The following is a 22,847-nucleotide window of genomic DNA, read 5'->3' on the forward strand; positions in this document are numbered from 1 at the left end:
CCCCGCGACCGTTTCCGGTCGCGGGGCCCTGGCGTCGTACGGGGCGGCTGTCACTCGCCGGCGATGGCGGCCTCGGCGTCGAGGGTGACCGCCACGGCCTGGATCACCGAGGCGATCTTGAAGGCCTCCTGGACCGTCTCGCGGTCGACGCCCGCCTTGCGCAGGACCTGCTCGTGCGAGTCCAGGCACTGGCCGCAGCCGTTGATCGCGGAGACCGCGAGGGACCACAGCTCGAAGTCGACCTTCTCCACGCCCGGGTTGCCGATGATGTTCATCCGCAGGCCCGCGCGCAGGTTGCCGTACTCCGGGTCGGAGAGCAGGTGGCGCGTGCGGTAGAAGACGTTGTTCATCGCCATGACCGCGGCAGCGGACTTGGCGGCGGTGTACGCCTCCGGCGAGAGGTTCGCCTTCGCCTCCGGCTCCAGCTCACGCAGGACGCGCGGGGAGCGGGCGGCGATCGCGCAGGACAGGACCGTGCCCCACAGCTGCTGCTGCGGGAGGTCGCTGTTGCCTATGACCGAACCGAGGTTCAGCTTCAGGTCCTTGGCGAAGTCCGGGACGGACGCCTTCAGGGAGTCGAGGGACATCCGTCACTCACCGGCCAGCAGCGCGCCGGCGTCGATCGTGGCGTCGCCCTTGTTCCAGTTGCACGGGCACAGCTCGTCGGTCTGCAGGGCGTCGAGGACCCGCAGGACCTCCTTGGGGTTACGGCCCACGGAGCCGGCGGTCACCATCGAGAACTGGATCTCGTTGTTCGGGTCCACGATGAAGACGGCGCGCATCGGCAGGCCGTCCTCGCCGAGGATGCCCAGCTCGGCGGAGAGCTCGCGCTTGATGTCCGACATCATCGGGAAGGGCAGGTCACGCAGGTCGGCGTGGTCCTTGCGCCAGGCGTGGTGCACGTACTCGGAGTCGAGCGAGAAGCCGAGGACCTGCGCGTCGCGGTCGGCGAACTCGTCGTTCAGCTTGCCGAAGGCGGCGATCTCGGTCGGGCACACGAAGGTGAAGTCGAGAGGCCACGCAAAGACGACCTTCCACTTGCCCTCGTAGGTCTTGTGGTCGATCTGCGCGAACTCGGCACCGGCCTCGAGCGAGACGCAGGCGGTCAGGTCGAAGGCGGGGAACTTGTCACCAACAGTGAGCACGCGCTCTCCTTGTTCAAGAGGAAAAGACCCCTTTTGGGGGATTTCCAATGGGGTTGGACGTGTCTCACATGCTGGCACAGCCTGCATTGATTATGGAAATAGCTAGTCTTGCTTCGGGTGATCGGAGGTACCTATCAGTGGCTGTCGGTAATAGGGGAGCGAAGCAGCCGACCCTCGCTCAGCTGCGCGCCTTCGCGGCGGTCGCCGAGCACCTGCACTTCCGCGACGCCGCCGCGGCCATCGGTATGAGCCAGCCGGCGCTCTCCGGTGCCGTCTCGGCGCTGGAGGAGGCCCTCGGCGTGCAACTGCTGGAGCGCACCACCCGCAAGGTGCTGCTGTCCCCCGCGGGAGAGCGGATCGCCGCCCGGGCCCAGGTGGTGCTCGACGCCGTCGGCGGGCTGCTGGAGGAGGCCGAGGCGGTGCGGGCCCCCTTCACCGGGACGCTGCGGCTGGGAGTGATCCCCACCGTGGCGCCCTACCTGCTGCCGACCGTGCTGGGGCTGTTCCACCGGCGCTACCCGCGGATGGACCTCCAGGTGCACGAGGAGCAGACCGGTTCGCTGGTGGAGGGGCTGACGGGCGGGCGCCTGGACCTGCTCCTGCTGGCGGTGCCGCTCGGCGTTCCCGGAGTGACCGAACTGCCGCTCTTCGACGAGGACTTCGTGCTGCTCGCGCCCCGGGAGCACGCGCTGGCCGGCCGCCGCGACATCCCGCTCGACGAGCTGCGCGACCTCCAGCTGTTGCTGCTCGACGAGGGGCACTGCCTGCGGGACCAGGCCCTCGACATCTGCCGGGAGGCCGGACGGACCACCGGGGCGGACGTCACCACGACCGCCGCCGGACTGTCCACGCTCGTACAACTGGTCGCCGGGGGACTGGGGGTGACGCTGTTGCCGCGCACCGCGCTGCGACTGGAGACCGCCCGCAACGAGTACCTCTCCACCGGCTGCTTCGCCGAACCGGCGCCCTCGCGGCGGATTGCCCTGGCCATGCGTACGGGGACCGCCCGCCAGGAGGAGTTCGCGGCGATCGCCGCCGCCCTGCGTGAAGCCGTACGCCCGCTCCCCGTGTGGCCCACCGACTGACGCGGTCGCCGGGCCACCGGGAGCGGGCCACCGGGAACGGGGCGCCGGGGCGTACAGGTCACTCCGTACGCAGGCCGTCCGGGCGCATCAGGCGCAGCAGCGGCGGCAGGCTGAGCAGGGTCACGGCGGCCACCACGCCCGCACCGACCCCGGTCATCCCCAGCACCGAGGGCCAGTCGACGCGGACCGGCTGGGCGGCCATCGACGTCAGGACGGCTCCCAGCCCGACGCCCACGCAGGCCGCCAGCAGCAGGCCCAGCGCGATCGGCACGGCCGTCTGCCACAACACCGACAGGCTCAGCGTGGACCGCCTGGTGCCAAAGGCGACCAGGGAGGACAGCAGTTTCCGCCGCTCGCGCAGCTGCTCCAGCTGGGAGACGAACAGGCTCCCACCGATCAGGACCAGTACGGCGGCCGCCCCGAAGAACAGCCCGGTGCGCACCGAGGAGAAGCCGGCGGCCTGCTGGTGCTCCCGCAGCGTCATCGCCGTGACCAGCGGATCGGAGGCGAAGACGGCGTTGCGCGCCCGGTCCAGGACGTCCGGACCGGACTCGTCGACCTGGACGAAGATCCGCATGTCCGCGAAGTCGCCAAGCTCCTTCGGTGCGGCCGAAGGGGTCACCAGCAGGCCGCTGCGCAGCGCTCCGGTGGGGTCCTCCCGGCCGGGGACCGCGCGGGTGCCCGCCGGAACCGTCCACTTCGCCGGAGCGGGGTCGTCGGCCGTCGCGGACCCGTTCCACCGCACGTCGCCGATGAACAGCTCGTCGCCGGCCCGGGCCGTGCCCCCGTAGAAGCCGTCCCCGGAGGCGGCGGCGGAGGCGGCCAGGAGGAAGGCGTCGCCGTCCGTGCAGGAGTCGAGCACCGCGACCTCTCCGAGCGCGTCGCAGGTGCCGATGGTCATCTGGACCGTCTCCTCCTCCGCGGGCATCCGATGGGCCGCTTGCGTGGAGGTCAGCGGAACGGCGCGGGTGACGCCCGGCACGGCGGCGATCCGCCCGGCGAGGCCGTCCATGCCGCCGCCCGTCCCACCGTGCACCATGACCGCCACGGCGGCCCTGGCGGGATCCTGGCCCGTCGACTTCGTGTAGTCGCCCTCGACGCCCGCGAAGAACATCTGGAGGGCGACGGCGCCCGCGACGGCCACGGCGATGCCGTTGACCAGGCGGGCGGCGCCGCCGCTGTCGATCTGCAGCCGACGTACCGCCAACTGCCAGGAGACGGGGCCGCCGGAGGCCTTCCCGACGAAGCGCTCCAGCAGCCAGGGCAGCAGGACGGTGATTCCGACCAGCAGCAGGACCACGCCACCGCTGACCTGCCACTGGTTGAACCGGCCGTGGTCGTTGCCGCGGCCGCCCAGGGGCAGGAGCAGTCCCACGCCGACCAGCGGCAGCAGCAGCCGCCACCAGATGCGGCGCCGGGCGGGCCTGGCCGTACGGACGACCCCCAGCGGCTCGATGACCACACCGCGCAGCGCGAACAGGGTCACGGCCACCGCCGCCGCGGGCACCGCGACGGCGACCAGGGCGGCCAGCCAGGGTGCCGGGTCGAGGTCGGCGGGGAAGACGCTGCGCTGCCGAAGGCTGACGCTGCCGACCAGGGAGCGGCCGACGGCGAAGAAGCCGGCGCCCAACACCAGTCCGACCAGGGAGCCGGCCAGTGCCTCGCCGGCCGCGATCCGGCGCACCATCCGGCTGTCGGCGCCGACCAGCCGCAGGGCAGCGAGCCTGCGGTCGCGCCGCTCCCCGCCGAAGCGGACGGCGGTGGCGATGAACACGGCCACGGGCATCAGCAGGGCGACGAAGGTCAGGACCACCATCAGCATGAGCACGGGGTCGAGGCCCTCGCGCGCGACGTCATGGCCGAAGGCGGTGACGCGGTCGACGCGGTAGTCCGTCGGGCCGCTCTTGGCGAGGCTGTCGCTGCCGAGGTAGAAGAGCAGTTCGCCGGGCCCGACCAGCCCGGGGTCGCCGATGGTCTCACCGACCGGCCCGGCCAGCCGCTCGCGCAGTAGAGCGCCCTCGGAGGACTTCAGCAGCTCGCCCAGGGCAGGGGAGACGGCCAGCTCGCCCGCGGCGGGGAGCCTCGTCAGACCGGGCGGCAGTGGGGCCCGCGGCCCCTCGGCGCGCAGCGCGTACCCCTCGATGTCCTTGTCGCGGTAGGTCTGGTTGATGCGGGTGATGAGCAGCGTGTCGGGTCCGGGGGCGTCGGGCTGCTCGGAACTCATCGTCGAGCGTGCGTCGCCGCGCTCGTAGCGTGCTGCCAGGGCGCCGGGGATGGCCGTGCTGATCAGCAGCAGCGCGACGCCGAGGCCGACGCCGACGCCGGTGAGCAGGGTGCGGATCCACCCTTCGCGGCCGCCGCCGAAGGCGAAGCGGGCGCCCATGCCGAGGTCGCGCGCCCATGCCTGGAGCCGGCTCATACGATCCGCTCCATGTCGCGGGACCTGCCGTCGCGCACCACGATCTCGCGGTCGGAGTAGGCGGCCACGCGCGTCTCGTGGGTGACGAGGACGACGGCGGCGTTCGCGGACCGGGCGGCCTCCGTGAGCAGCTGCATGACGAGTTCGCCGTTGAGGGAGTCGAGGGCGCCGGTGGGCTCGTCGGCGAAGATCACCCGGGGGCCGGTGACGAGGGCACGGGCGACGGCCACCCGCTGGCCCTGACCGCCGGATATCTCGCCGGGCCGTTTGGCGCCGAGGTCCTCCACCTGGAGCTGTTCCATCCAGTGCAGGGCGGTGCGTTCGGCCTCCCTGCGCTTGGCGCCGGTCAGGCGCAGCGGGAGGGCGACGTTCTCCACGCAGGTCAGCTCCGGTACGAGCTGCCCGAACTGGAAGACGAAGCCGAACTCGGTGCGGCGCAGGGCGCTGCGCTCCGCGTCGCTCATGGAGGTGAGCTCGCGGCCGGCGTAGACGATGGAGCCGGAGTCGGGCGGCACGATCCCGGCGAGGCAGTGCAGCAGGGTGGACTTGCCGGAGCCGGAGGGGCCCATGACGGCGACGACCTCGCCGGGGTGGATGGAGAACTCGGCATCGTCGAGGGCGGTGGTGGTCCCGTACGCCTTGCGCAGGCCGGTGGCGGCGAGCAGGGAGCCGGCCGGGGCCGTCATCGGCGTACCTCCTGGGCGAGCCGGCCGAGGCGGGCGGCGGTGAGCTCCAGCCACCGCAGGTCCGCTTCGAGGTGGAACAGGGCGTGGTCGCAGACGAGCTGGTCGGCGAGGTCGCCCTTGCGCTTGCGGGTCGTCAGCACCCGCATCAGGCGCAGGTGCTCGGCCCGCTGGGTGTCGAGCAGTTCATCGGCGCGGCGGCCGGTGAGCAGGGCGAGGACGACCTTCGTGTAGAGGGTCGAGTGGAGGTACGGATCCGGCTTCTCCGGTTGGGAGAGCCAGGTCTCGACGTCCGTGATGCCGGCGTCGGTGATGGCGTACCGCTTGCGGTCGGGGCCGCCGCCGCTCTCGATGCCGTCGACCTCCACGAGGCCGTTCTTCAGCAGCCGGGACATGGTCGAGTAGACCTGGCCGTAGGCGAGGGGGCGGTCGTGGCCGAACTTCTCGTCGAAGGCCCGCTTCAGGTCGTAGCCGTGGCGCGGGCCGGCCTCGAGGAGGCCCAGGAGGGTGTGACCGATGGACATGCCGACGACTATACACAGCGTGTATACGCGAGGTGTATACATGGGGTGTCTACGCGGGGTGTGTGGAGCTCCGGCCTGCGGAAACGCACACGCCGCTCCCGTGGGTGGCGCGGGAGCGGCGTGCGGTGGCGGTCAGTTGGTGGGCTTGGGGGGCCTGCCTCGTCGGGGGATGGGGCCCGGGGCGGAGGGGAGCCGGCCGGCTTCGGCGAGGGCCCGGCGGAGCAGGAACTCGATCTGCGCGTTGGTGCTGCGCAGCTCCTCGCCCGCCCAGCGGGCCAGTGCGTCGTACACCTGCGGGTCGAGTCGCAGGAGCACTTGCTTGCGCGCCTGGCGGCCCGTCGGCTTCTCCTCGCCGGAGGGGGTCACTGGTAGAGGGTGCCCGTGTTGAGCACCGGCTGTGCGGCGCGGTCGCCGCACAGGACGACCATCAGGTTCGAGACCATGGCCGCCTTGCGCTCGGAGTCCAGGTCCACGATCTCCTCCTCCGCCAGACGGGTCAGGGCGAGCTCGACCATGCCCACCGCTCCCTCCACGATCTGCTTGCGGGCCGCTACGACGGCGCCCGCCTGCTGGCGCTGGAGCATCGCGGAGGCGATCTCGGGAGCGTATGCGAGATGCGTGAACCGGGATTCGATGATCTGCACGCCGGCGGCCTCCACCCGGGCGTGCAGTTCGGCGGCGAGCTTCTCGGTGATCTCCTCGGCGTTCTCGCGCAGCGACAGGCCGCCCTCCTCGTGCGCGTCGTACGGGTACTCGATCGCGATGTGCCGGACCGCCGCCTCGGTCTGCGTCTCGACGAACTCGGTGAAGTCCTCGACCTCGAAGACGGCCCGCGCGGTGTCCTCGACCCGCCACACCACGACCGCCGCCAGCTCGATCGGGTTGCCGTAGGCGTCGTTGACCTTCAAGACGGCCGTCTCGTGGTTGCGCACCCGGGTGGAGATCTTCTCGCGCGAGGTCAGCGGGTTGACCCAGCGCAGCCCGTCGGTGCGGATGGTGCCGCGGTAGCGGCCGAAGAGCTGGACGACCCGGGCCTCGCCCGGAGCCACCGTGTTGAGGCCGCTCATCGCGATGACGGAGGAGAAGGCCAGGAGGACGCCGACCACGATCAGGGCCACCTTGGCCGCGGTCGCCGCCGACACCGCCCCCGCCGTGACCAGACCCGCGCCCGCGAGCAGGCCGGCGAGCCCGAGCAGCAGCGCCAGTGCGCCGCCGACGCTGCGTGCGGCGAACTCCCGTACGCCGTCCGGGTTGGCTATGTGGTTCGTCATGGTTCGCCCCGTTTCTCTGCGCGCGGCCGATCGGGCCGCCTAGCAAAGTGATATCACTTTTTTGCGTAATGGCAACCCATCGGCTTATGTGAGCGTCGGTTCCTGTGACGTGGGTGCTGATTCTCACGTCCGAAATGACCGGTAATAGTCCGGATTGGCCAATCTTTGTCACAGCCTGCGGTGTTAGCTTTCTGAGCTGACGTCGGGGGGGTAATCGAGCGGAGCGGGAGCGATGGGCCGAGCAGAAGTGCGTAAGGCGCAGCAGCGCGGTGCGCGGCGGGCGCCGAGCGGACGCGCGAAGGGCGCCAAGGGGAGCGGGGGTACCGGCAAGCGCACCGGCATAGGCCGCTTCTTCACCTGGAAGAAGATCCTGGGCACGTTCCTGGGGCTCGTCCTGCTCCTCATGGCCGCGGCGATCGTCCTGTACTTCTCGGTGGACGAGCCCACCGACCCGAACGCCCAGGCCACGCTCCAGAGCAACACCTACCGGTACTCCGACGGCTCGATCATGGCGCGCACCGGCGAGATGAACCGCGAGATCGTGCCCATCGACAAGATCCCGCTCGACGTCCGCACGGCCTTCATCGCCATCGAGAACAAGTCCTTCTACCACGACCGCGGCGTCGACGTGATGGGCGTGGCCCGAGGCCTGTTCAACACCGTCCGGGGCAAGGGCACGGCGGGCGGCTCGACGATCACCCAGCAGTACGTCAAGAACTACTACTTGACGCAGGATCAGTCGGCGACGCGCAAGCTCAGGGAGCTCGTCATCGCCCTCAAGGTCGACCAGCGCATGGAGAAGGACGACATCCTCGCCGGTTACCTGAACACCAACTTCTACGGCCGCAACGCCTACGGCATCCAGGCCGCCGCCCAGGCCTTCTACGGCGTCGACGCGGACAAGCTCACCCTGGAACAGGGGGCCTATCTCGCCGCGGTCATCCAGGCTCCCAGCCAGTACGACCTGGCGACCGCCGGCCCGAACGGCACGCGCCTGGTCCACATCCGCTTCAACGCCGTCCTCGACAACATGGTCGAGATGGGCAAGCTGGACGAGGCCAAGCGCAAGACCATGACCCTTCCGGAGCCCATCAAGCCGAAGCCCCGGCCGGGCATGGACGGGCAGAAGGGCTACCTGGTCCAGGCGGCCAACGACGAGCTGAACAAGCAGGACATCACCGACGCCATGATCACGGCGGGCGGCTGGAACATCACGCTCAACATCGAGAAGGGCAAGCAGTCGGCGCTGGAGAAGGCGGTCCAGGACGAGCTGGAGTCCAAGCTCGACCGCAAGGACACCAAGGGCAGGCCCCAGGACCAGAGCGTCCAGGCCGGCGCGACCTCCGTCGACCCGAAGACCGGCGCCATCGTCGCGATGTACGGCGGCGTGGGGCTGGAGCAGAAGGCCGCGAGCAACGCGCTGCGCACCGACTACCAGCCGGGATCGACCTTCAAGCCGATCGTCCTGGCCTCCGCCCTGGAGAACGGCTCGAACACCCAGGACGGCAAGCCGATCACCCCGAACGCCCTCTACGACGGGACGAGCAAGCGCCCGGTCGTCGGCAGCAAGATCCCGTTCAACCCGCAGAACCAGGACAACACCAACTACGGCAACCCGATGATGACGGTCCAGGAGGCGACCAACTACTCGGTCAACTCCGTCTACGCGCAGATGATCGTGGACGTGAAGCCGGTCAACGCCAAGAAGACGGCCCTGGAACTCGGCATGCAGGACCGCGACGGCTGGCCCGAGGACAAGCCGGCCATGGCGCTGGGCACGATGAGCGCGAACACCCTGGAAATGGCGGGCGTCTACGCCACGTTCGACAACCACGGCAAGAAGGTCACGCCGACCATCATCAAGAAGGCGGACCACAAGGACGTCAAGTTCACGCCCCAGCAGGCCGTCGGCAGCCAGGCCATCAGCCGCAAGACCGCCGACACCGTCACCAAGGTGCTCCAGGGGGTCGTGGAGGACGAGGGCGGCTCCGGCAACAAGGTCCGCAGCAGCGCCTACCAGGCCGGCGGTAAGACCGGAACCACCGAGTCCAACGTGGCGGCCTGGTTCACCGGCTACACGCCCGAGCTGGTCACGGTCGTCGCGATGTTCGGCGAGGACCCCACCACCCACAACCAGGTCACTCTGACCGGCACCGCCGGCCTCGGGCGCGCGGGCGGTTCCAGCTTCCCCGCCTCCATCTGGCGGGCGTACACCCTCGCCGCCCTCAAGGGCGTGGACACCGGCCGGTTCCAGCTCTCCGAGGCCGACATGGGCGCCGTGCAGACGCCGTCGCGCAGCGCCTCTCCCACGGCCTCGGCGAGCCCGTCCGCCAGCGCGTCGGCGGTGACCAGCAGCCCGACGCAGTCCCCGACGCAGACGTCGCCGAGTCCCACCGCCACCGCGACGGGCCCGTCGCCCAGCGGGACGACGTCCCCGACGGCCACGGCCACCAAGACCAACGGTCCCAAGCCGCCGGACCCGCCGGTCCCGGGTGAAATCCAGGGCAACAACTGAGGGACGCCGCCCCGCAGCCGAGAAAGGCTGCGGGGCGGCGGTGTTCCAGGGGCCCGGTCCGCGGGCGGGCGGTCAGCGCCGCTCGCCCGTCCCCGGCAACGGCAGTTCGAACCAGACGACCTTGCCGCTGCTGAGTCGGGTCGCGCCCCAGCGCCGCGCCAGCCGGTTGACCAGGAACAGGCCGCGGCCGCCCTCGTCGGTGTCCCGCGCCCGGCGCTGCCGGGGCAGCTGCGGGGAGTCGTCGCCGACCTCGCAGCGCAGCACGTCCGTACGCAGCAGACGCAGCGTCACGGGCCGCTCCGCGTACCGGACCGCATTGGTGACCACCTCGCTCACCAGCAGCTCCAGGGAGTCGCTCAGCTCCTCCAGGCCCCACCGGGTCAGCGCCCGGCGGGCGAACCGGCGGGCCCGGCCCGGGGCGGTCTCCTCCGGGTCCAGGAACCAGTACGCGACGTCACTGGGCGCGATGCCGTCGAACCGGGCCGCGAGCAGCGCGATGTCGTCGTCCCGGTCACCCGGGCCCAGCATGTCCAGGACGTCGTCGCAGAGGGCCTCCAGTGGCGGCGGGTGGTCCAGGCCGGTCAGCTGGGCGGTGGTGGCCAGGCGCTCGCGCAGCTGCTCGATACCGGTCCACACGTCCCGCAGGCGCGACTCCACCAGGCCGTCGGTGTAGAGCAGCAGGGTGGCCCCCGCGGGCGCGTCCAGCTCCACCGGCTCGAAGTCCACGCCGCCGACGCCGATGGGGGCACCGGGCGGTACGCGGAGCACCTCGGCCCGGCCGCCCAGGTGCAGCAGCACCGGCGGCGGGTGGCCGGCGTTGGCGATGGTGATCCGGTGCGCGACGGGGTCGTAGACGGCGTACATGCAGGTGGCCATGCGGTCCGTGCCCAGACGCTGCGCCTGTTCGTCCAGGTGGTGCAGCACCTCGGCGGGCGGCAGGTCCAGCTGCGCCAGGGTCTGGGCGGTGGTGCGGAGCTGGCCCATGATCGCGGCGGAGGTCATGGAGTGGCCCATGACGTCGCCGACGACGAGGGCCACCCGGCTGCCGGGCAGCGGTATGGCGTCGTACCAGTCGCCGCCGACCCTGGCCGTCTCGGCCGCGGGCAGGTAGCGGGAGGCCAGCCGCACTCCGGTGGGCTGCGGCAGGCTGTCGGGCAGCATGGTGCGCTGGAGCTCGTCGGCGATGTACGCCTCGCGGCCGTAGAGGACCGCCTTGTCGATACCGAGCGCGGTGTGGGTGGCCAGCTGGGCGGCGACCAGCAGGTCGTTCTGTTCGAAGGCGGGCCGCTCGGGGCTGCGCAGGAAGACGGCGGCGCCGATCACCCGGCGGCGGCCGCGCAGCGGCGCGAGCACCGCCCGGTCGCCGCTCGGCAGCGGATGGTCCAGCCCGAGCAGTTCGGGCAGCGCCGCCCGGGCGGCGGCGGAGGACCCGAAGACGGGCCGTACGCCGCGCAGCACTTCGGCGAGCGCGCCGCCCGGCCGGATCTCGCACAGCTCGGCCGCGGGCAGGTCGCCCTGCGGTCCGACCAGCGGCAGCTGGCTGAAGTCGAGCTCGCCGGTGGCCCCCGCGGCCCCGGCGAGGTCCATCCCCGCGCCGATGGTGCTGCTGATGTCGGTGAGATCGTCGATCGGCCGGAGCCGGTCGGTGCGGCGCAGCCTTAAAACGACCGGGCCGACGGGCCGTTCGTCGCCGACCGGCAGCGGATCGCGCAGGTAGACCAGGATGGCGTCGGAGAAGGTCGGGACGGTTGCCCGGCACAGGCCGAGCACGATCTCGTCGAGGTCGATGCCGCGGGCGATCCGCCGGGTGGCGGCGCCGACGAAGCGCAGCCGGTCCCCCTCGCGGCGCGCGGCGCCCGCGTCCGCGACGCCCCCGCCTGCGGCAGCCGAGCCCGCCGGGACGGACCCCCCGGCACCGGGGAGGCCCGCCGCGCCGCCACCGGCGCCCGCGGGGGCCGGAGGACCAGCCCCCGGACCGGCTCCCGCGCCGCGCGCGGCGGTGCCGTGGACGTCCTCGGCCTCCCTGGGGCGGGCGTTGTCGTGGCTCTGGCCGGAGCCCGGGGCGCCCGGAGCCTCCGCCGACGCCGCCGCGCGCGGCCGGGGGAGCCCCGGGCCCGGGCCGGCCGCCGAGCGTGCGGCCCGTACGTCGGCAGCCGCAGCCGCTCCGGGCTCGGCCGCGGGAGCGGTGCCCGCGGCATGCGTGCGTACGGCCTCGGAGGCGGCGATGGGCGCCTTGCCGTGGCCGGGCTCGTCCGTACCTCCGCCGGAGGCGACGGGCTGCGGGCCCTCCTGGGAGGTGGGGTACTCCGTCACGCGTGGAATTCCGTCCGTTTGCGCTCGATGTGCGCTGCACTCAACTCGGTCAGTCGCGGTATACCCGCTCAGCGGCCCGGGCACCATCGCCCAGAGGTTCCTCGCTCGAACTTCTCCCCCGGCCTGTGGCAGGGAGCTCCCCGGGCGGATCCCCGCCCCGTCGTCGCCTCTCCTTGTCAGCCGACCTCCGGTCAGATCCCGTGTGCAGAAGGACACTTGCCGATGCGCTGCCCGAACGCACCGTCCCGCGTGCGCGACCCCGCGGAGGACGATCCTACGGTTGAACCCCGGGGGCGCATCAAGGGTCTCATGAGGTCATATGCGCCGGGGTGTGGTCCCAGTCCTCGGGCAGGGTCGGAATGCGCCAGGCCGGATCCGGCCGCCAGTCCTGCCAGCCGGCCGAGAACGGAGCCCCCCATTCCTCGATCACCGCGACCGCGGCACGACCTGCTTCCCTCACCCGCCGGGCCTGCTCACGGCCCATCAGACCGGACCGCTGGGCCTGGGCGAACTCGTCCTCGTCCAGCCACTTCCAGCTCCGGTCGGGGTACACGGCGATGTCGAGGAAGTGGTCCTCGGAATCCACTCCACCGGCCCATCTGGTCCGCGGCTCCTCCAGGTTCACGTACCAGTTCTCGAACCTCCAGCCCGGCCCCCAGAACAGCCAGACCGACCACGGCTCCCCGGGGCGGGCCAGTTTCAGGACACCGCTGCCGAACCAGCGCGAGCGCGCGGTCGTGCGCGGCGCGGTGTACCGGGTGGCGAGCGGCTCCTCGTGGACGGGGGTGCCGTCGGCGAGGACCGGCTTGACGCATTCGGTGCCGGGGGCCATCCAGACGGCGAGCGTCTCGTCGGTGTCCTGCACCACGGTCACCGGGCGGCAGATGTGCACCGCACCCTCCAGCCCCGGGGCGTGGTCGCGGTAGCGCCAGAGGATCCGGTCCCCGGGCGCCCAGCGCGTGCCGCGCGCGGGACCCGGCGGCGCGTCCTGCGCCCGGCCGCTCCCGGGCGTGAAAGTACCTGTCATGCGCAGATCTTAGGGTGGCGGCCCGTAAGCCCGCCGCCGCGCGGGTCACGGAGCGATGCGGGCACGGCGAACGTCCGGATCCGGACCCCGCCCGGGGCGGCGGCTGGTCAGGGATGGGTCATGCGGAGGACGTCCAGGGCCTCGTCGAGCTGTTCCAGGGTGAGGGCGCCGCGCTCCACGTAGCCGGACTCCAGGACGACCTCCCTGATCGTCCTGCGCTCGGCGAGGGACCTCTTGGCCACCTTCGCGGCCTCCTCGTAGCCGATGTAGCGGTTGAGCGGGGTCACCACGGAGGGGGAGGACTCGGCGTACTCCCTGGCCCGGGCCTCGTCGGCGGTGATCCCGTCGACCGTGCGGTCGGCCAGCAGGCGGCTCGCGCCGGCCAGCAGCCGGATCGATTCGAGGAGGTTCCTGGCCATCACGGGGAGCATCACGTTCAGCTCGAAGTTGCCGGCCGCGCCCGCCACCGCGACGGTGGCGTCGTTCCCCATCACCTGCGCGGCCACCATCAGGACGGCCTCCGGGACCACCGGATTGACCTTCCCGGGCATGATCGAGGACCCGGGCTGCAGATCGGGGAGGTTGATTTCGGCCAATCCGGTCCGCGGGCCGGAGGCCATCCAGCGCAGGTCGTTGCAGATCTTGGTGAGCGAGACGGCGACCGTGCGGAGCATGCCCGAGGTCTCCACCAGCGCGTCCCGCGCGCCCTGGGCCTCGAAGTGGTCGCGCGCCTCGGTCAGCGGCAGCCCGGTGGCGACCGCCACCTCGGCGATCACGGCGGCGGAGAAGCCGGGCGGGGTGTTGATGCCGGTGCCCACCGCCGTTCCGCCCAGTGGGAGTTCGGCCAGGCGCGGCAGGGACGCGCGCAGGCGCTCGACGCCGTAGCGGATCTGGGCCGCGTAGCCGCCGAATTCCTGGCCGAGGGTGACCGGAGTGGCGTCCATCAGGTGGGTCCGGCCGGCCTTGACCACGTGCGCGAACTCGGCCGCCTTGCGTTCCAGCGCGGCGGCGAGGTGTTCCAGGGCCGGGATCAGGTCGTCGGCGACGGCGCCGGTGGCGGCGATGTGGATGGAGGACGGGAAGACGTCGTTGGAGCTCTGCGAGGCGTTGACGTGGTCGTTGGGGTGCACGTCCCGACCCAGGCGCTCGGTGGCCAGGGTGGCGATGACCTCGTTGGTGTTCATGTTGGACGAGGTCCCGGACCCGGTCTGGAAGACGTCCACGGGGAAGTGGTCGTCCCAGCGTCCTGCCGCGACCTCGGCGGCGGCGGACCGGATCGCGTCGGCGACGTCCTGGTCCACCACGCCCAGGCGCGCGTTCACGAGGGCTGCCGCCGCCTTGATCAGGGCGAGCGCCTCGATGTGGGCCCGTTCCAGCCGCTGTCCCGAGACGGGGAAGTTCTCCACCGCGCGCTGGGTCTGCGCGCGCCACTTGGCGTGCAGGGGGACCCGCACGTCGCCCATGGAGTCGTGCTCGGTTCGGAATCCGTCGTTCTGCTGATCTTCTGTCATGTCTGTGGCCTCCTCGGAAAGTTGAGCGATTCTCTTGTTGAAAGTGTTCCCAACTCCCCTACCGACCAGTAAATACCGTGGGTAACACCGACATTCGGGGAGGCGTCCATGGCACGTGCCCGTACCAGACCCGCGCTCAGATCTACCTTCGCCGCCGTCGTGGCGTTCGCGGCCGCCCTGGGGGGCGTCACCGCCGTCACCCCCATGGCCCAGGCGGCCGCCACCACCGGGGTCGTCACACCCCTGCCGCCCGAACTGGAGGCGGTCCGCGCCGCCGAGGCCGTGAAGATCTACGGAGACCCCGCGGTACGCCCGCAGGCCGACCGCAAGACCGGCCTGATCTCGCTGGGCGACAGCGAGATCTCGGGCGAGGGCGTCGGCACCTACGACCCGGCGACCAACACGCCGGACAACCAGTGCCACCGCTCGCCCGACGCGGCGATCCACCGCACCGGCATCCCGGCCGACCTCACCTTCAACGTCGCCTGCTCCGGCGGCTACACCGGCAACATCAGGATCGGCGGCAGCAAGCAGTACCCCGACGAGCTGGTGCAGAGCGACAACCTCGCCATCAAGGCCCGCAACACCAGGATCAAGATGGTCCTGCTGGTCGCCGGAGCCAACGACGACCTCCAGTTCGGCCCGGTCATGACCGACTGCGTGACCCGCTGGATCCTCAGCCAGGGCACCTGCGAGCCCACCTACGCCCCGGGCTGGCAGGCCCGCGTCGACGGTCTGAAGCCCAAGGTGGAGGCCACGGTCGCGGACCTCAGAACGGTCATGCGCGACGCCGGCTACGCCGACACCGACTACAAGCTCGTCGTGATGGGCTACCCCAGCCCCATCGGCCCCGACTTCCGCGACAACCCGAACTTCCCCGGGAAGCTGCCGGGCGGCTGCGCCGGCTACGACTCGGACGCCACCTGGGGCCGCAACCACGCCGTGCCCGCCTTCGAGAAGGGCATCCGCGCAGCCGCCCTGGCCTCCGGCGCGATCTACCTCGACAACTCGCGCCTCTTCCACGGCCACGAAGTGTGCATGGAGGACACCTGGGCCCGCGGGCTCTACCTGGACCTCGGCGACCACTTCCCGTGGGACGAGAACACCGCCCGCCAGTCCTTCCACCCCAACTACCGCGGGCACGGGGCCTTCGCGTCCTGCCTGACCCAGCTCTACGACTCGGGCCTGCGCGAGGCCTCCTGCGCCGACCCCGCCAGCACCGGCCGCCCGGTCCTGCGGGCCGGAGCCTGGGACGACGCGTTCACGCCGCTCAGGAACGAGGCCACCGGAAACTGCCTCGACTCCTTCGGCGGCTCCAGCGCCAACCAGACGAAGATCGTCGGCTGGGACTGCCACGGCGGCCGCAACCAGGGCTGGTGGCACGACACCGCCCGCAGGTCCGTCCACATCGAACTGACCCAGGACCGCTGCCTCGACGTCCCCGGCGCCGACTACGGCTCCGGCGCCGGCCTGATCATCTGGAACTGCCACGGCGGAGCCAACCAGCAGTTCGTCCGCGACGGCGCCACGCTGCGCCCCGCCGCCGCCCCGGGCATGTGCCTGACCGTGGCCGCCGCCCACGAACCGCTGCGCCTGCGCAGCTGCGACGGATCCGCGAACCAGCGCTTCGCGTAGCCCTCCGCGCCGTCACCACCGCCCGCTCCACCCGATCCCCCCACGCCCGGCCGGCGCACCCCGGCCGGGTGTTCCCGTACCGGTCACGAAGAGCCCAGGTACTCCCGCACCTCACGGGGCCGGTTGGTGATCAGGGTGTCCACACCGAGCCGCACGCACAGCTCCACGTCCTCGGGCTCGTCCACGGTCCACACCCGAACCCCCAGCCCCTTGGCCTTCAGCCTCCCCACCAGCCCCGGATCCCTGCGCACCAGGTCGATGCCCGGCCCGGCGTGCCCCGCGAACGGCGGCCGCACCGGCCGCACCCGGCGCTCGATCAGGTAGACGGCCGGCAGGCCGGGCGCGAGCCGGTTCAGCCGGACCAGGGCGCTGCGCGAGAAGCTCATCACCTCGACCAGGCCGGCCCGGCCGTCGGCCAGCCCGTGCTCCTTCAGGACCCGCACGAGCTCGGCCTCCAGGCGGCCCCCGGCCCGCGTGGGGTGCTTGGTCTCCACGGCCAGCCCCACGGGCCGGTCCGCGGCCAGCGCCTCCTTCAGCAGGTCCTCGAAGAGCAACACCTGCGCCCCGCGGTGCTCCGCGCCCTTCCAGCCGCCGAAGTCCAGCGCGCACAGCTCCTCGTAGGTCATGGCGGAGACCACCCCGCGCCCGTCCGAGGTCCGCTCCACGCGCCGGTCGTGCACGCACACCAGCTTGTGGTCGGCGGTGAGCCGGACATCGCATTCGAGGGCGTCGGCGCCGTCCGCGACGGCCTGCCGGTAGGCGGCCAGGGTGTGCTCGGGATGCTCGTGGGAGGCCCCGCGATGGGCGACGACCCGGACGGCGCGGTCGGTACGGGGCTGCGTGTGCGTCATGCCCCGACGTTAGCCGCCTGCGCGGGCCGCCCCGGCACCGCGTGCCGCGCATGCGGCGGAACAGCGGATGAACCCGGCCCCGCCCTCCTGCCGCTCGCTCGGCCGTCTGTGACGACAGAGCCCCCGGCGGCCGGGCGCCAGGGGCTCTGCGACGGGTGTGGGTGCCGGGCTATGCCAGGCCGGGACCCCGCACCGGGATGCTGGTGAACGTCGGCTGCTCGGGTTCCCGCGAGGTGAAGAAGTCGTTGCCCTTGTCGTCGACCACGATGAAGGCCGGGAAGTCCTCGACCTCGATCTTCCAGACGGCCTCCATGCCGAGTTCCTCGTACTCCAGGACCTCGACCTTCTTGATGCAGTCCTGGGCCAGGCGTGCCGCGGGGCCGCCGATCGAGCCCAGGTAGAAGCCGCCGTGTGCGGCGCACGCGTCCGTCACCTGCTGGGAGCGGTTGCCCTTGGCCAGCATCACCTTGGAGCCGCCCGCCGCCTGGAACTGCGCCACGTAGGAGTCCATCCGGCCGGCCGTGGTCGGGCCGAAGGAGCCCGACGCGTAGCCCTCGGGGGTCTTGGCCGGGCCCGCGTAGTACACCGGGTGGTCCTTGAGGTACTGCGGCATCTCGGCGCCCGAGTCCAGCAGTTCCTTGATCTTGGCGTGCGCGATGTCCCGCGCCACGACCAGCGGACCGGTCAGCGACAGGCGGGTCTTGACCGGGTGCTCGGTCAGGGTCGCCAGGATCTCGTCCATCGGCTGGTTCAGGTCGATGGAGACGACGCCGGACGCCTCGTCCAGCTGGGCGTCGGTCGTCTCCGGCAGGAAGCGCGCCGGGTCCCGCTCCAGCTGCTCCAGGAAGACGCCCTCGGCGGTGATCTTCGCGGTGGCCTGGCGGTCCGCGGAGCAGGAGACGGCGATCGCGACGGGCAGCGAGGCACCGTGGCGGGGGAGGCGCACGACGCGGACGTCGTGGCAGAAGTACTTGCCGCCGAACTGCGCGCCGATGCCGATCTTCTGGGTCAGCTCGAAGACCTGCTGCTCCAGAGCCTCGTCGCGGAAGCCGTGGCCCAGCGGAGATCCCTCGCGGGGCAGTTCGTCCAGGTAGTGCGCGGAGGCGTACTTGGCGGTCTTGAGCGCGTGCTCGGCGGAGGTGCCGCCCACCACGATCGCCAGGTGGTAGGGCGGGCAGGCCGCCGTACCGAGCGAGCGGATCTTCTCCTCCAGGAACTTCATCATGGAGGCCTCGTTGAGGACCGCCTTCGTCTCCTGGTAGAGGAAGGACTTGTTCGCCGAGCCGCCGCCCTTGGCCATGAAGAGGAACTTGTACGCGCCGCCGTCGGTCGCGTACAGCTCGATCTGCGCGGGCAGGTTCGAGCCGGTGTTCTTCTCCTCCCACATGGTCAGGGGCGCCATCTGCGAGTAGCGCAGGTTCAGGCGGGTGTAGGCGTCGTAGATGCCGCGTGAGAGCGCCGCCTCGTCGCCGCCTTCGGTCAGCACGTTCTGGCCGCGCTTGCCCATCACGATCGCCGTACCCGTGTCCTGGCACATCGGCAGGACGCCGGCCGCCGCGATGTTCGCGTTCTTCAGGAGGTCGAGCGCGACGAACTTGTCGTTCGACGAGGCCTCCGGGTCGTCGATGATGCGGCGCAGCTGCGCGAGGTGCGCGGGGCGCAGGAAGTGCTGGATGTCGTGGATGGCCTCCTCGGCGAGCTTGCGCAGCGCCTCCGGCTCGACCTTGAGGAACGTACGGCCGTCCGCCTCGAAGGTGGACACGCCCTCGGCGGTCACCAGCCGGTACGGGGTGGTGTCCTCGCCCAGGGGCAGTAGGTCGGTGTACGCGAACTCCGGCATTGGGGCCATTCCTCACTCGGCAGACAGCACTGGCGATCACATTGGCAGCGCAGTACACCAGCGTAGAACCTCCCGCCCGGCAGGTGTTTGTGAGGTAGGGCTCACTGGCAACGACTCGGCAGTATCGCGATCTATCGTGTCTCGCTATGCTGGCGTCGTGGACCTGGAAAAGCACCCCGCCGCCCCCGCGCCCGGCCCCGCCGCGCTGCGCGCCTCCGACGCCGACCGGGACCGGACCGCGCAGGTCCTCGCCGACGCCCTCGCCGAGGGCCGGCTGACCGCCGAGGAGCACTCCGAACGCCTGGACACGCTGTACGCGGTCAAGACCGTCGGCGAGCTGGAGGTGCTCGTACGGGATCTGCCCGCGCCCGGCGGCGCCCACACCCCGGCCCCGACCGCGTACGCGGGGGCCGCCGGTCAGGCCGTCGAGACCATCGTCGCCGTGTGCAGCAGCTCCAGCCGCAAGGGCCGCTGGCGGCCGGGGGCGCACACCCGCGCGATCTCGGTCATGGGCGACATCACCATCGACCTCACCCAGGCGGTCTTCGAGCAGCAGGTCACCGAGATCAACGTGACCTGCGTCCTCGGCAACGTGGAGGTCCTGGTCCCGGAGAACGTCACCCTGCGCGGCTACGGCAGCGGGGTCCTCGGCAACTTCGAGGTGCGCGGCGAGAGCCGCGGGGAGACCGACCCGCAGGCGCCGGTGGTGATCGTCCGCGGGTTCTCGCTGCTCGGCAACATCGAGGCGCGGCCCAAGCTGGGCGCCCGCCTGGTCGACCTGGCGCGCAGAATCCGCAAGCACCTCGACGGCTGACACGGGGCGGAGGCGCATCCGGAGGCGGAGGGTCGCGTTTCGGACGAACCCCTGGCGCCCCGTGGCACACAGTGCATAGGGGCGCGCACAGCGGGTAGGGACAGGTGCGTCGTCTCTCGCTCACGTATGCGTCGTCAGGAGTAGACCGTGCCGCACCCGCCGCATCAGTCCCTGCAGGTAGCCGCCGTGAAGAGCCTTCAGGGTCCTGGGGCGCGCCCATCGGCGGTGCCGCAGCCGCGGGTGCCGGCCAGGGCGGAGGACGGCCCATGGCACGCGGAGGCGGTGTGCCGCCGTGACGAGGCGGGACTGTTCTTCGCCCCGTCCAAGGAGCCGACCGCCGCCCGGCTCTCCCGCGAGGAGGCGGCGAAGCGCGTCTGCGCCCGCTGTCCGGTGATGGTCGCCTGCCGTGAGCACGCGCTGCTCCAGCCCGAGCCGTACGGGGTCTGGGGCGGGCTCACCGCGGCCGAGCGCCGGGTGGTACTGGCCCGGATGCGGCGCAGGTCCGCCGAGCTGCGACAGGCCCCGGGCGCGGGGCCGGTGGCAGCGGCGGGCTGACCCCTCCGCCGCCGGGCGAGCCGGGCTCCGGCCGGGCGGGGCCCGGCCCGCGGCGCGCGCCACGGACACTGGTGGCCGGGGCGCGCCATGCACGCCGGGCACATCCCCTGCACCTCGACGCCTTCGCACGCGGACACGCGGGAGGGGCGGTCACCCCCGCACAGGGTGACCGCCCCTCCCGCGTCGTGTCCCGCCGCCTACTGGGCGCGGTCGAAGTCGATCGCGCTGTACGCGCGCAGCTTCGACAGGCGGTGCGTGGAGTCGATCTTCCGGATGGTGCCGGACTTGGAACGCATGACCAGCGAGGACGTCGTCGCGGTCTCGGAGCGGTAGTGCACGCCGCGCAGCAGCTCACCGTCGGTGATGCCGGTGGCGACGAAGAAGACGTTCTCGCCGGAGACCAGGTCGGTGGTGGTGAGCACCCGGTCCAGGTCGTGGCCGGCGTCGATGGCCTTCTGGCGCTCGGCGTCGTCCTTCGGCCACAGCTTCCCCTGGATCACACCGCCCAGGCACTTGATCGCGCAGGCCGAGATGATGCCCTCGGGGGTGCCGCCGATGCCCAGGAGCAGGTCCACACCGGTGCCCTCGCGGGCGGCCATGATGGAGCCGGCGACGTCGCCGTCGGAGATGAACTTGATGCGCGCGCCGGTCTCGCGGATCTCCCGGACGATGCCCTCGTGGCGGGGGCGGTCCAGGATGACGACCGTGACGTCCTCGGTGGCCATGCTCTTGGCCTTGGCGACCCGGCGGATGTTCACCGAGACGGGGGCGTTGATGTCGACGAAGTCGGCGGCCTCGGGGCCGGTGACCAGCTTGTCCATGTAGAACACGGCGGACGGGTCGAACATCGTGCCGCGGTCGGCGGCGGCCAGGACGGCGATGGCGTTCGGCATGCCCTTGGCGTTCAGGGTGGTGCCGTCGATCGGGTCGACGGCGATGTCGACCTCGGCACCCGTGCCGTCGCCGACCTGTTCCCCGTTGAAGAGCATCGGGGCTTCGTCCTTCTCGCCCTCGCCGATGACGACGACGCCGTTCATCGAGACGGTGGAGATCAGGGTCCTCATCGCGTTGACCGCGGCGCCGTCGGCGCCGATCTTGTCGCCGCGGCCGACCCACCGGCCGGCGGCCATGGCGGCCGCCTCGGTGACCCGTACGAGTTCGAGCGCGAGGTTGCGGTCGGGGGCCTCCGGAGAGACTTCGAGCTGGGGCGGCAGGTTGTGCTCGGTCATCGGAGCGCACCTTTCTGTACGGCGACGGCCGGGAAGTGAGGGTGCTGGAACTCTATCGGTACGTCGACATAATGAGCAGGGCGGGTCACGTATGAGCGGAATATCGGTCATTCGATTGTCCTGAGCGGACGCCTTGCGGGCCATACGGGCAGCGGGCGGGGCGACTCAAGGGTGCGCCGCGCGACGCACCCGCGCGACCCCGGCGGCGATCGCCCCCGGGCGATGCGGGACGATGGTGCCGTGGCAGGTATGAAAGGCAAGCAGACGGTCTGGGACATGGTGCGGTCGCTGGCGGTGATCGGGGTTCTCGTCGCCGGGATCTACCTCTTCGTCCCGCATGACGACAAGGCCGATCCGACGCGCACGGTCGACTACCGGGTGGAGACGATCACGGCCCGGCGCGCGGCCCCGTATCCGCTGGCCGCACCGGTGGGCCTTCCGCAGGAGTGGCGGGCTACCTCGGTGACGTACGAGCGCAAGAACGCCAACGCCTGGCACCTGGGCTTCCTGGACCCGGAGCAGCAGTACGCGGCGGTCGAGCAGTCCAGCGACACCTCTGACAAGTACCTGGAGCGGGTCACCCAGAAGGCCGCGGCCTCGGGGCAGACGCAGCAGGTCGGCGACACGGCCTGGGAGCGCTGGGAGGGCGAGAAGTACGACGCCCTGGTGCGGCGGGAACAGGGTCACGTCACCGTGGTGACCGGTACCGCCTCCTTCGAGAAGCTCGGCGAGCTGGCGGCGGCCCTGGAGTTCAAGCAGGGCGGCTAGTGCTCTGACGGCCGGGGCCGGTCCCGCGGCCGGTCCTCGGCGGCGCGGCCCTCGCCGGCCATGAACCGCCAGACCAGGGCGTGGCCCAGGACGATCAGGCCGATCAGCATCAGCGCTTCGGCCTGGATCGGCCGCAGTCCGAAGGGCTCGGCGAGCTCGGGGAAGGCCCCGATCGCCGCGATCAGGGCGTAGAGCAGCGCCGCCGCGGCCTGCTGCCAGATCAGGAACCGGTTGCCGCGTGCGCGGGCCAGCAGCCGCAGGGTGCACCCGCAGCCGACCGCTGCGAGGACGATGAAGGCGGCCCGCCAGACCTGCGGCTGTTCGGCGCCGCCGATCTGGGCGAACAGGCCCATCAGGGCGGGCAGCAGGAACGACAGGTAGATCCCGCCGACGACCCGCCGCAGGGCGGGCTCGCGCATCCAGTCGTGGTGGCTCTGGACGACGTTCCACCACAGGCCGACCAGGGTGAAGCAGGTGGCGGAGAAGAGGGCGTAGAAGGTACTGACATCCATGGACGACGAGGGTGGCAGCGCCGCCGGCTCCCGCAGTGGTCCCACGCCCGTCGCCCGCCCCGGTCCCGCCGGTACGGACCAGGTGGCATCGGCCGCGACGCACGGAGGAGGGCGGGGGGGGGCGGGGGGGCCGGGGCCGCGCGCCCCCGC

Annotated in this window: 20 protein-coding genes; 6 read left to right on the forward strand and 14 right to left on the reverse strand. The window is 71.7% G+C overall.

The window, feature by feature from the left end; genetic code table 11:
* Positions 1 to 50: 50 nt before the first annotated feature.
* Both ACFW2G_RS30605 and ACFW2G_RS30610 read right to left on the reverse strand, forming a co-directional pair.
* Positions 51 to 587, reverse strand: a complete 537-nt coding sequence (locus ACFW2G_RS30605; protein WP_037919380.1) for an alkyl hydroperoxide reductase — start codon at positions 585 to 587, stop codon at positions 51 to 53.
* Between the two features lie 3 nt (positions 588 to 590).
* Entirely contained in the window at positions 591 to 1,145 is a 555-nt protein-coding gene (locus ACFW2G_RS30610) for a peroxiredoxin (protein WP_037919384.1), read from the reverse strand.
* Positions 1,146 to 1,237: 92 nt separating this feature from the next.
* Here ACFW2G_RS30610 and ACFW2G_RS30615 point away from each other — a divergent pair, with 92 nt between their 5' ends.
* Complete coding sequence (locus ACFW2G_RS30615; protein WP_384450964.1) at positions 1,238 to 2,230, forward strand: hydrogen peroxide-inducible genes activator; 993 nt, start codon at positions 1,238 to 1,240, stop codon at positions 2,228 to 2,230.
* Positions 2,231 to 2,288: 58 nt separating this feature from the next.
* On the opposite strand, the gene ACFW2G_RS30620 is transcribed toward ACFW2G_RS30615, so the two are convergent.
* The 5 genes from ACFW2G_RS30620 to ACFW2G_RS30640 form a co-directional block, all read right to left on the reverse strand.
* Entirely contained in the window at positions 2,289 to 4,649 is a 2,361-nt protein-coding gene (locus ACFW2G_RS30620) for an ABC transporter permease (protein ID WP_384583384.1), read from the reverse strand.
* Entirely contained in the window at positions 4,646 to 5,335 is a 690-nt protein-coding gene (locus tag ACFW2G_RS30625) for an ABC transporter ATP-binding protein (protein ID WP_037919392.1), read from the reverse strand. The genes ACFW2G_RS30620 and ACFW2G_RS30625 overlap by 4 nt, the downstream gene beginning before the upstream one ends.
* Entirely contained in the window at positions 5,332 to 5,856 is a 525-nt protein-coding gene (locus ACFW2G_RS30630; protein WP_037919394.1) for a PadR family transcriptional regulator, read from the reverse strand. Before ACFW2G_RS30630 ends, ACFW2G_RS30625 begins: the two co-directional genes overlap by 4 nt.
* 132 nt (positions 5,857 to 5,988) lie before the next feature.
* The gene (locus ACFW2G_RS30635; RefSeq protein WP_037919398.1) at positions 5,989 to 6,222 is read right to left on the reverse strand and encodes a hypothetical protein; all 234 of its coding nucleotides are present in this window, start codon (positions 6,220 to 6,222) and stop codon (positions 5,989 to 5,991) included.
* Entirely contained in the window at positions 6,219 to 7,127 is a 909-nt protein-coding gene (locus tag ACFW2G_RS30640; RefSeq protein WP_384450976.1) for an SPFH domain-containing protein, read from the reverse strand. Before ACFW2G_RS30640 ends, ACFW2G_RS30635 begins: the two co-directional genes overlap by 4 nt.
* Before the next feature lie 232 nt (positions 7,128 to 7,359).
* Between ACFW2G_RS30640 and ACFW2G_RS30645 the strand changes: the two genes are divergently transcribed.
* On the forward strand, positions 7,360 to 9,642 hold the full coding sequence (locus ACFW2G_RS30645; protein ID WP_384583388.1) for a transglycosylase domain-containing protein: 2,283 nt from the start codon (positions 7,360 to 7,362) through the stop codon (positions 9,640 to 9,642).
* Positions 9,643 to 9,714: 72 nt separating this feature from the next.
* Here the strand turns inward: ACFW2G_RS30645 and ACFW2G_RS30650 are convergent, their stop codons facing one another.
* From ACFW2G_RS30650 to ACFW2G_RS30660, 3 genes are all read right to left on the reverse strand, one after another.
* Entirely contained in the window at positions 9,715 to 11,955 is a 2,241-nt protein-coding gene (locus ACFW2G_RS30650; protein WP_384583391.1) for a SpoIIE family protein phosphatase, read from the reverse strand.
* 307 nt (positions 11,956 to 12,262) lie between these two features.
* A complete protein-coding gene (locus ACFW2G_RS30655; protein ID WP_037919405.1) occupies positions 12,263 to 12,982 on the reverse strand; it encodes a DUF402 domain-containing protein in 720 nt (239 codons plus the stop codon).
* Between the two features lie 107 nt (positions 12,983 to 13,089).
* The gene (locus ACFW2G_RS30660; protein ID WP_037919408.1) at positions 13,090 to 14,493 is read right to left on the reverse strand and encodes an aspartate ammonia-lyase; all 1,404 of its coding nucleotides are present in this window, start codon (positions 14,491 to 14,493) and stop codon (positions 13,090 to 13,092) included.
* A gap of 108 nt (positions 14,494 to 14,601) precedes the next feature.
* Between ACFW2G_RS30660 and ACFW2G_RS30665 the strand changes: the two genes are divergently transcribed.
* Positions 14,602 to 16,128 (forward strand): ricin-type beta-trefoil lectin domain protein, encoded by a 1,527-nt coding sequence (locus ACFW2G_RS30665; protein WP_384450991.1) that lies wholly within the window; start codon positions 14,602 to 14,604, stop codon positions 16,126 to 16,128.
* An 83-nt stretch (positions 16,129 to 16,211) separates the two neighbouring features.
* Here ACFW2G_RS30665 and ACFW2G_RS30670 read toward each other — a convergent pair whose 3' ends face one another.
* A complete protein-coding gene (locus tag ACFW2G_RS30670) occupies positions 16,212 to 16,979 on the reverse strand; it encodes a glycerophosphodiester phosphodiesterase family protein (RefSeq protein ID WP_037919413.1) in 768 nt (255 codons plus the stop codon).
* Between the two features lie 169 nt (positions 16,980 to 17,148).
* Positions 17,149 to 18,819, reverse strand: a complete 1,671-nt coding sequence (locus tag ACFW2G_RS30675; protein ID WP_037919415.1) for a fumarate hydratase — start codon at positions 18,817 to 18,819, stop codon at positions 17,149 to 17,151.
* A gap of 157 nt (positions 18,820 to 18,976) precedes the next feature.
* Between ACFW2G_RS30675 and ACFW2G_RS30680 the strand changes: the two genes are divergently transcribed.
* Together ACFW2G_RS30680 and ACFW2G_RS30685 are read left to right on the forward strand one after the other, a co-directional pair.
* Complete coding sequence (locus ACFW2G_RS30680) at positions 18,977 to 19,633, forward strand: DUF1707 domain-containing protein (protein ID WP_384450995.1); 657 nt, start codon at positions 18,977 to 18,979, stop codon at positions 19,631 to 19,633.
* Positions 19,634 to 19,780: 147 nt separating this feature from the next.
* On the forward strand, positions 19,781 to 20,188 hold the full coding sequence (locus ACFW2G_RS30685) for a WhiB family transcriptional regulator (RefSeq protein WP_037919419.1): 408 nt from the start codon (positions 19,781 to 19,783) through the stop codon (positions 20,186 to 20,188).
* Positions 20,189 to 20,385: 197 nt separating this feature from the next.
* Here ACFW2G_RS30685 and glpX read toward each other — a convergent pair whose 3' ends face one another.
* Positions 20,386 to 21,417 (reverse strand): class II fructose-bisphosphatase, encoded by a 1,032-nt coding sequence (gene glpX, locus ACFW2G_RS30690; protein ID WP_037919422.1) that lies wholly within the window; start codon positions 21,415 to 21,417, stop codon positions 20,386 to 20,388.
* 249 nt (positions 21,418 to 21,666) lie between these two features.
* On the opposite strand from glpX, the gene ACFW2G_RS30695 reads away from it, so the two are divergent.
* Complete coding sequence (locus ACFW2G_RS30695; RefSeq protein WP_384451000.1) at positions 21,667 to 22,185, forward strand: DUF4245 domain-containing protein; 519 nt, start codon at positions 21,667 to 21,669, stop codon at positions 22,183 to 22,185.
* Here ACFW2G_RS30695 and ACFW2G_RS30700 read toward each other — a convergent pair.
* Positions 22,182 to 22,697, reverse strand: coding sequence for a hypothetical protein (locus ACFW2G_RS30700; RefSeq protein WP_052030300.1), 516 nt, complete (start codon positions 22,695 to 22,697; stop codon positions 22,182 to 22,184). The genes ACFW2G_RS30695 and ACFW2G_RS30700 overlap by 4 nt on opposite strands.
* Between the last annotated feature and the right edge of the window lie 150 nt (positions 22,698 to 22,847).

This window comes from Streptomyces sp. NPDC058880, from assembly GCF_042742535.1.
In the GTDB taxonomy this organism is placed as follows: domain Bacteria; phylum Actinomycetota; class Actinomycetes; order Streptomycetales; family Streptomycetaceae; genus Streptomyces.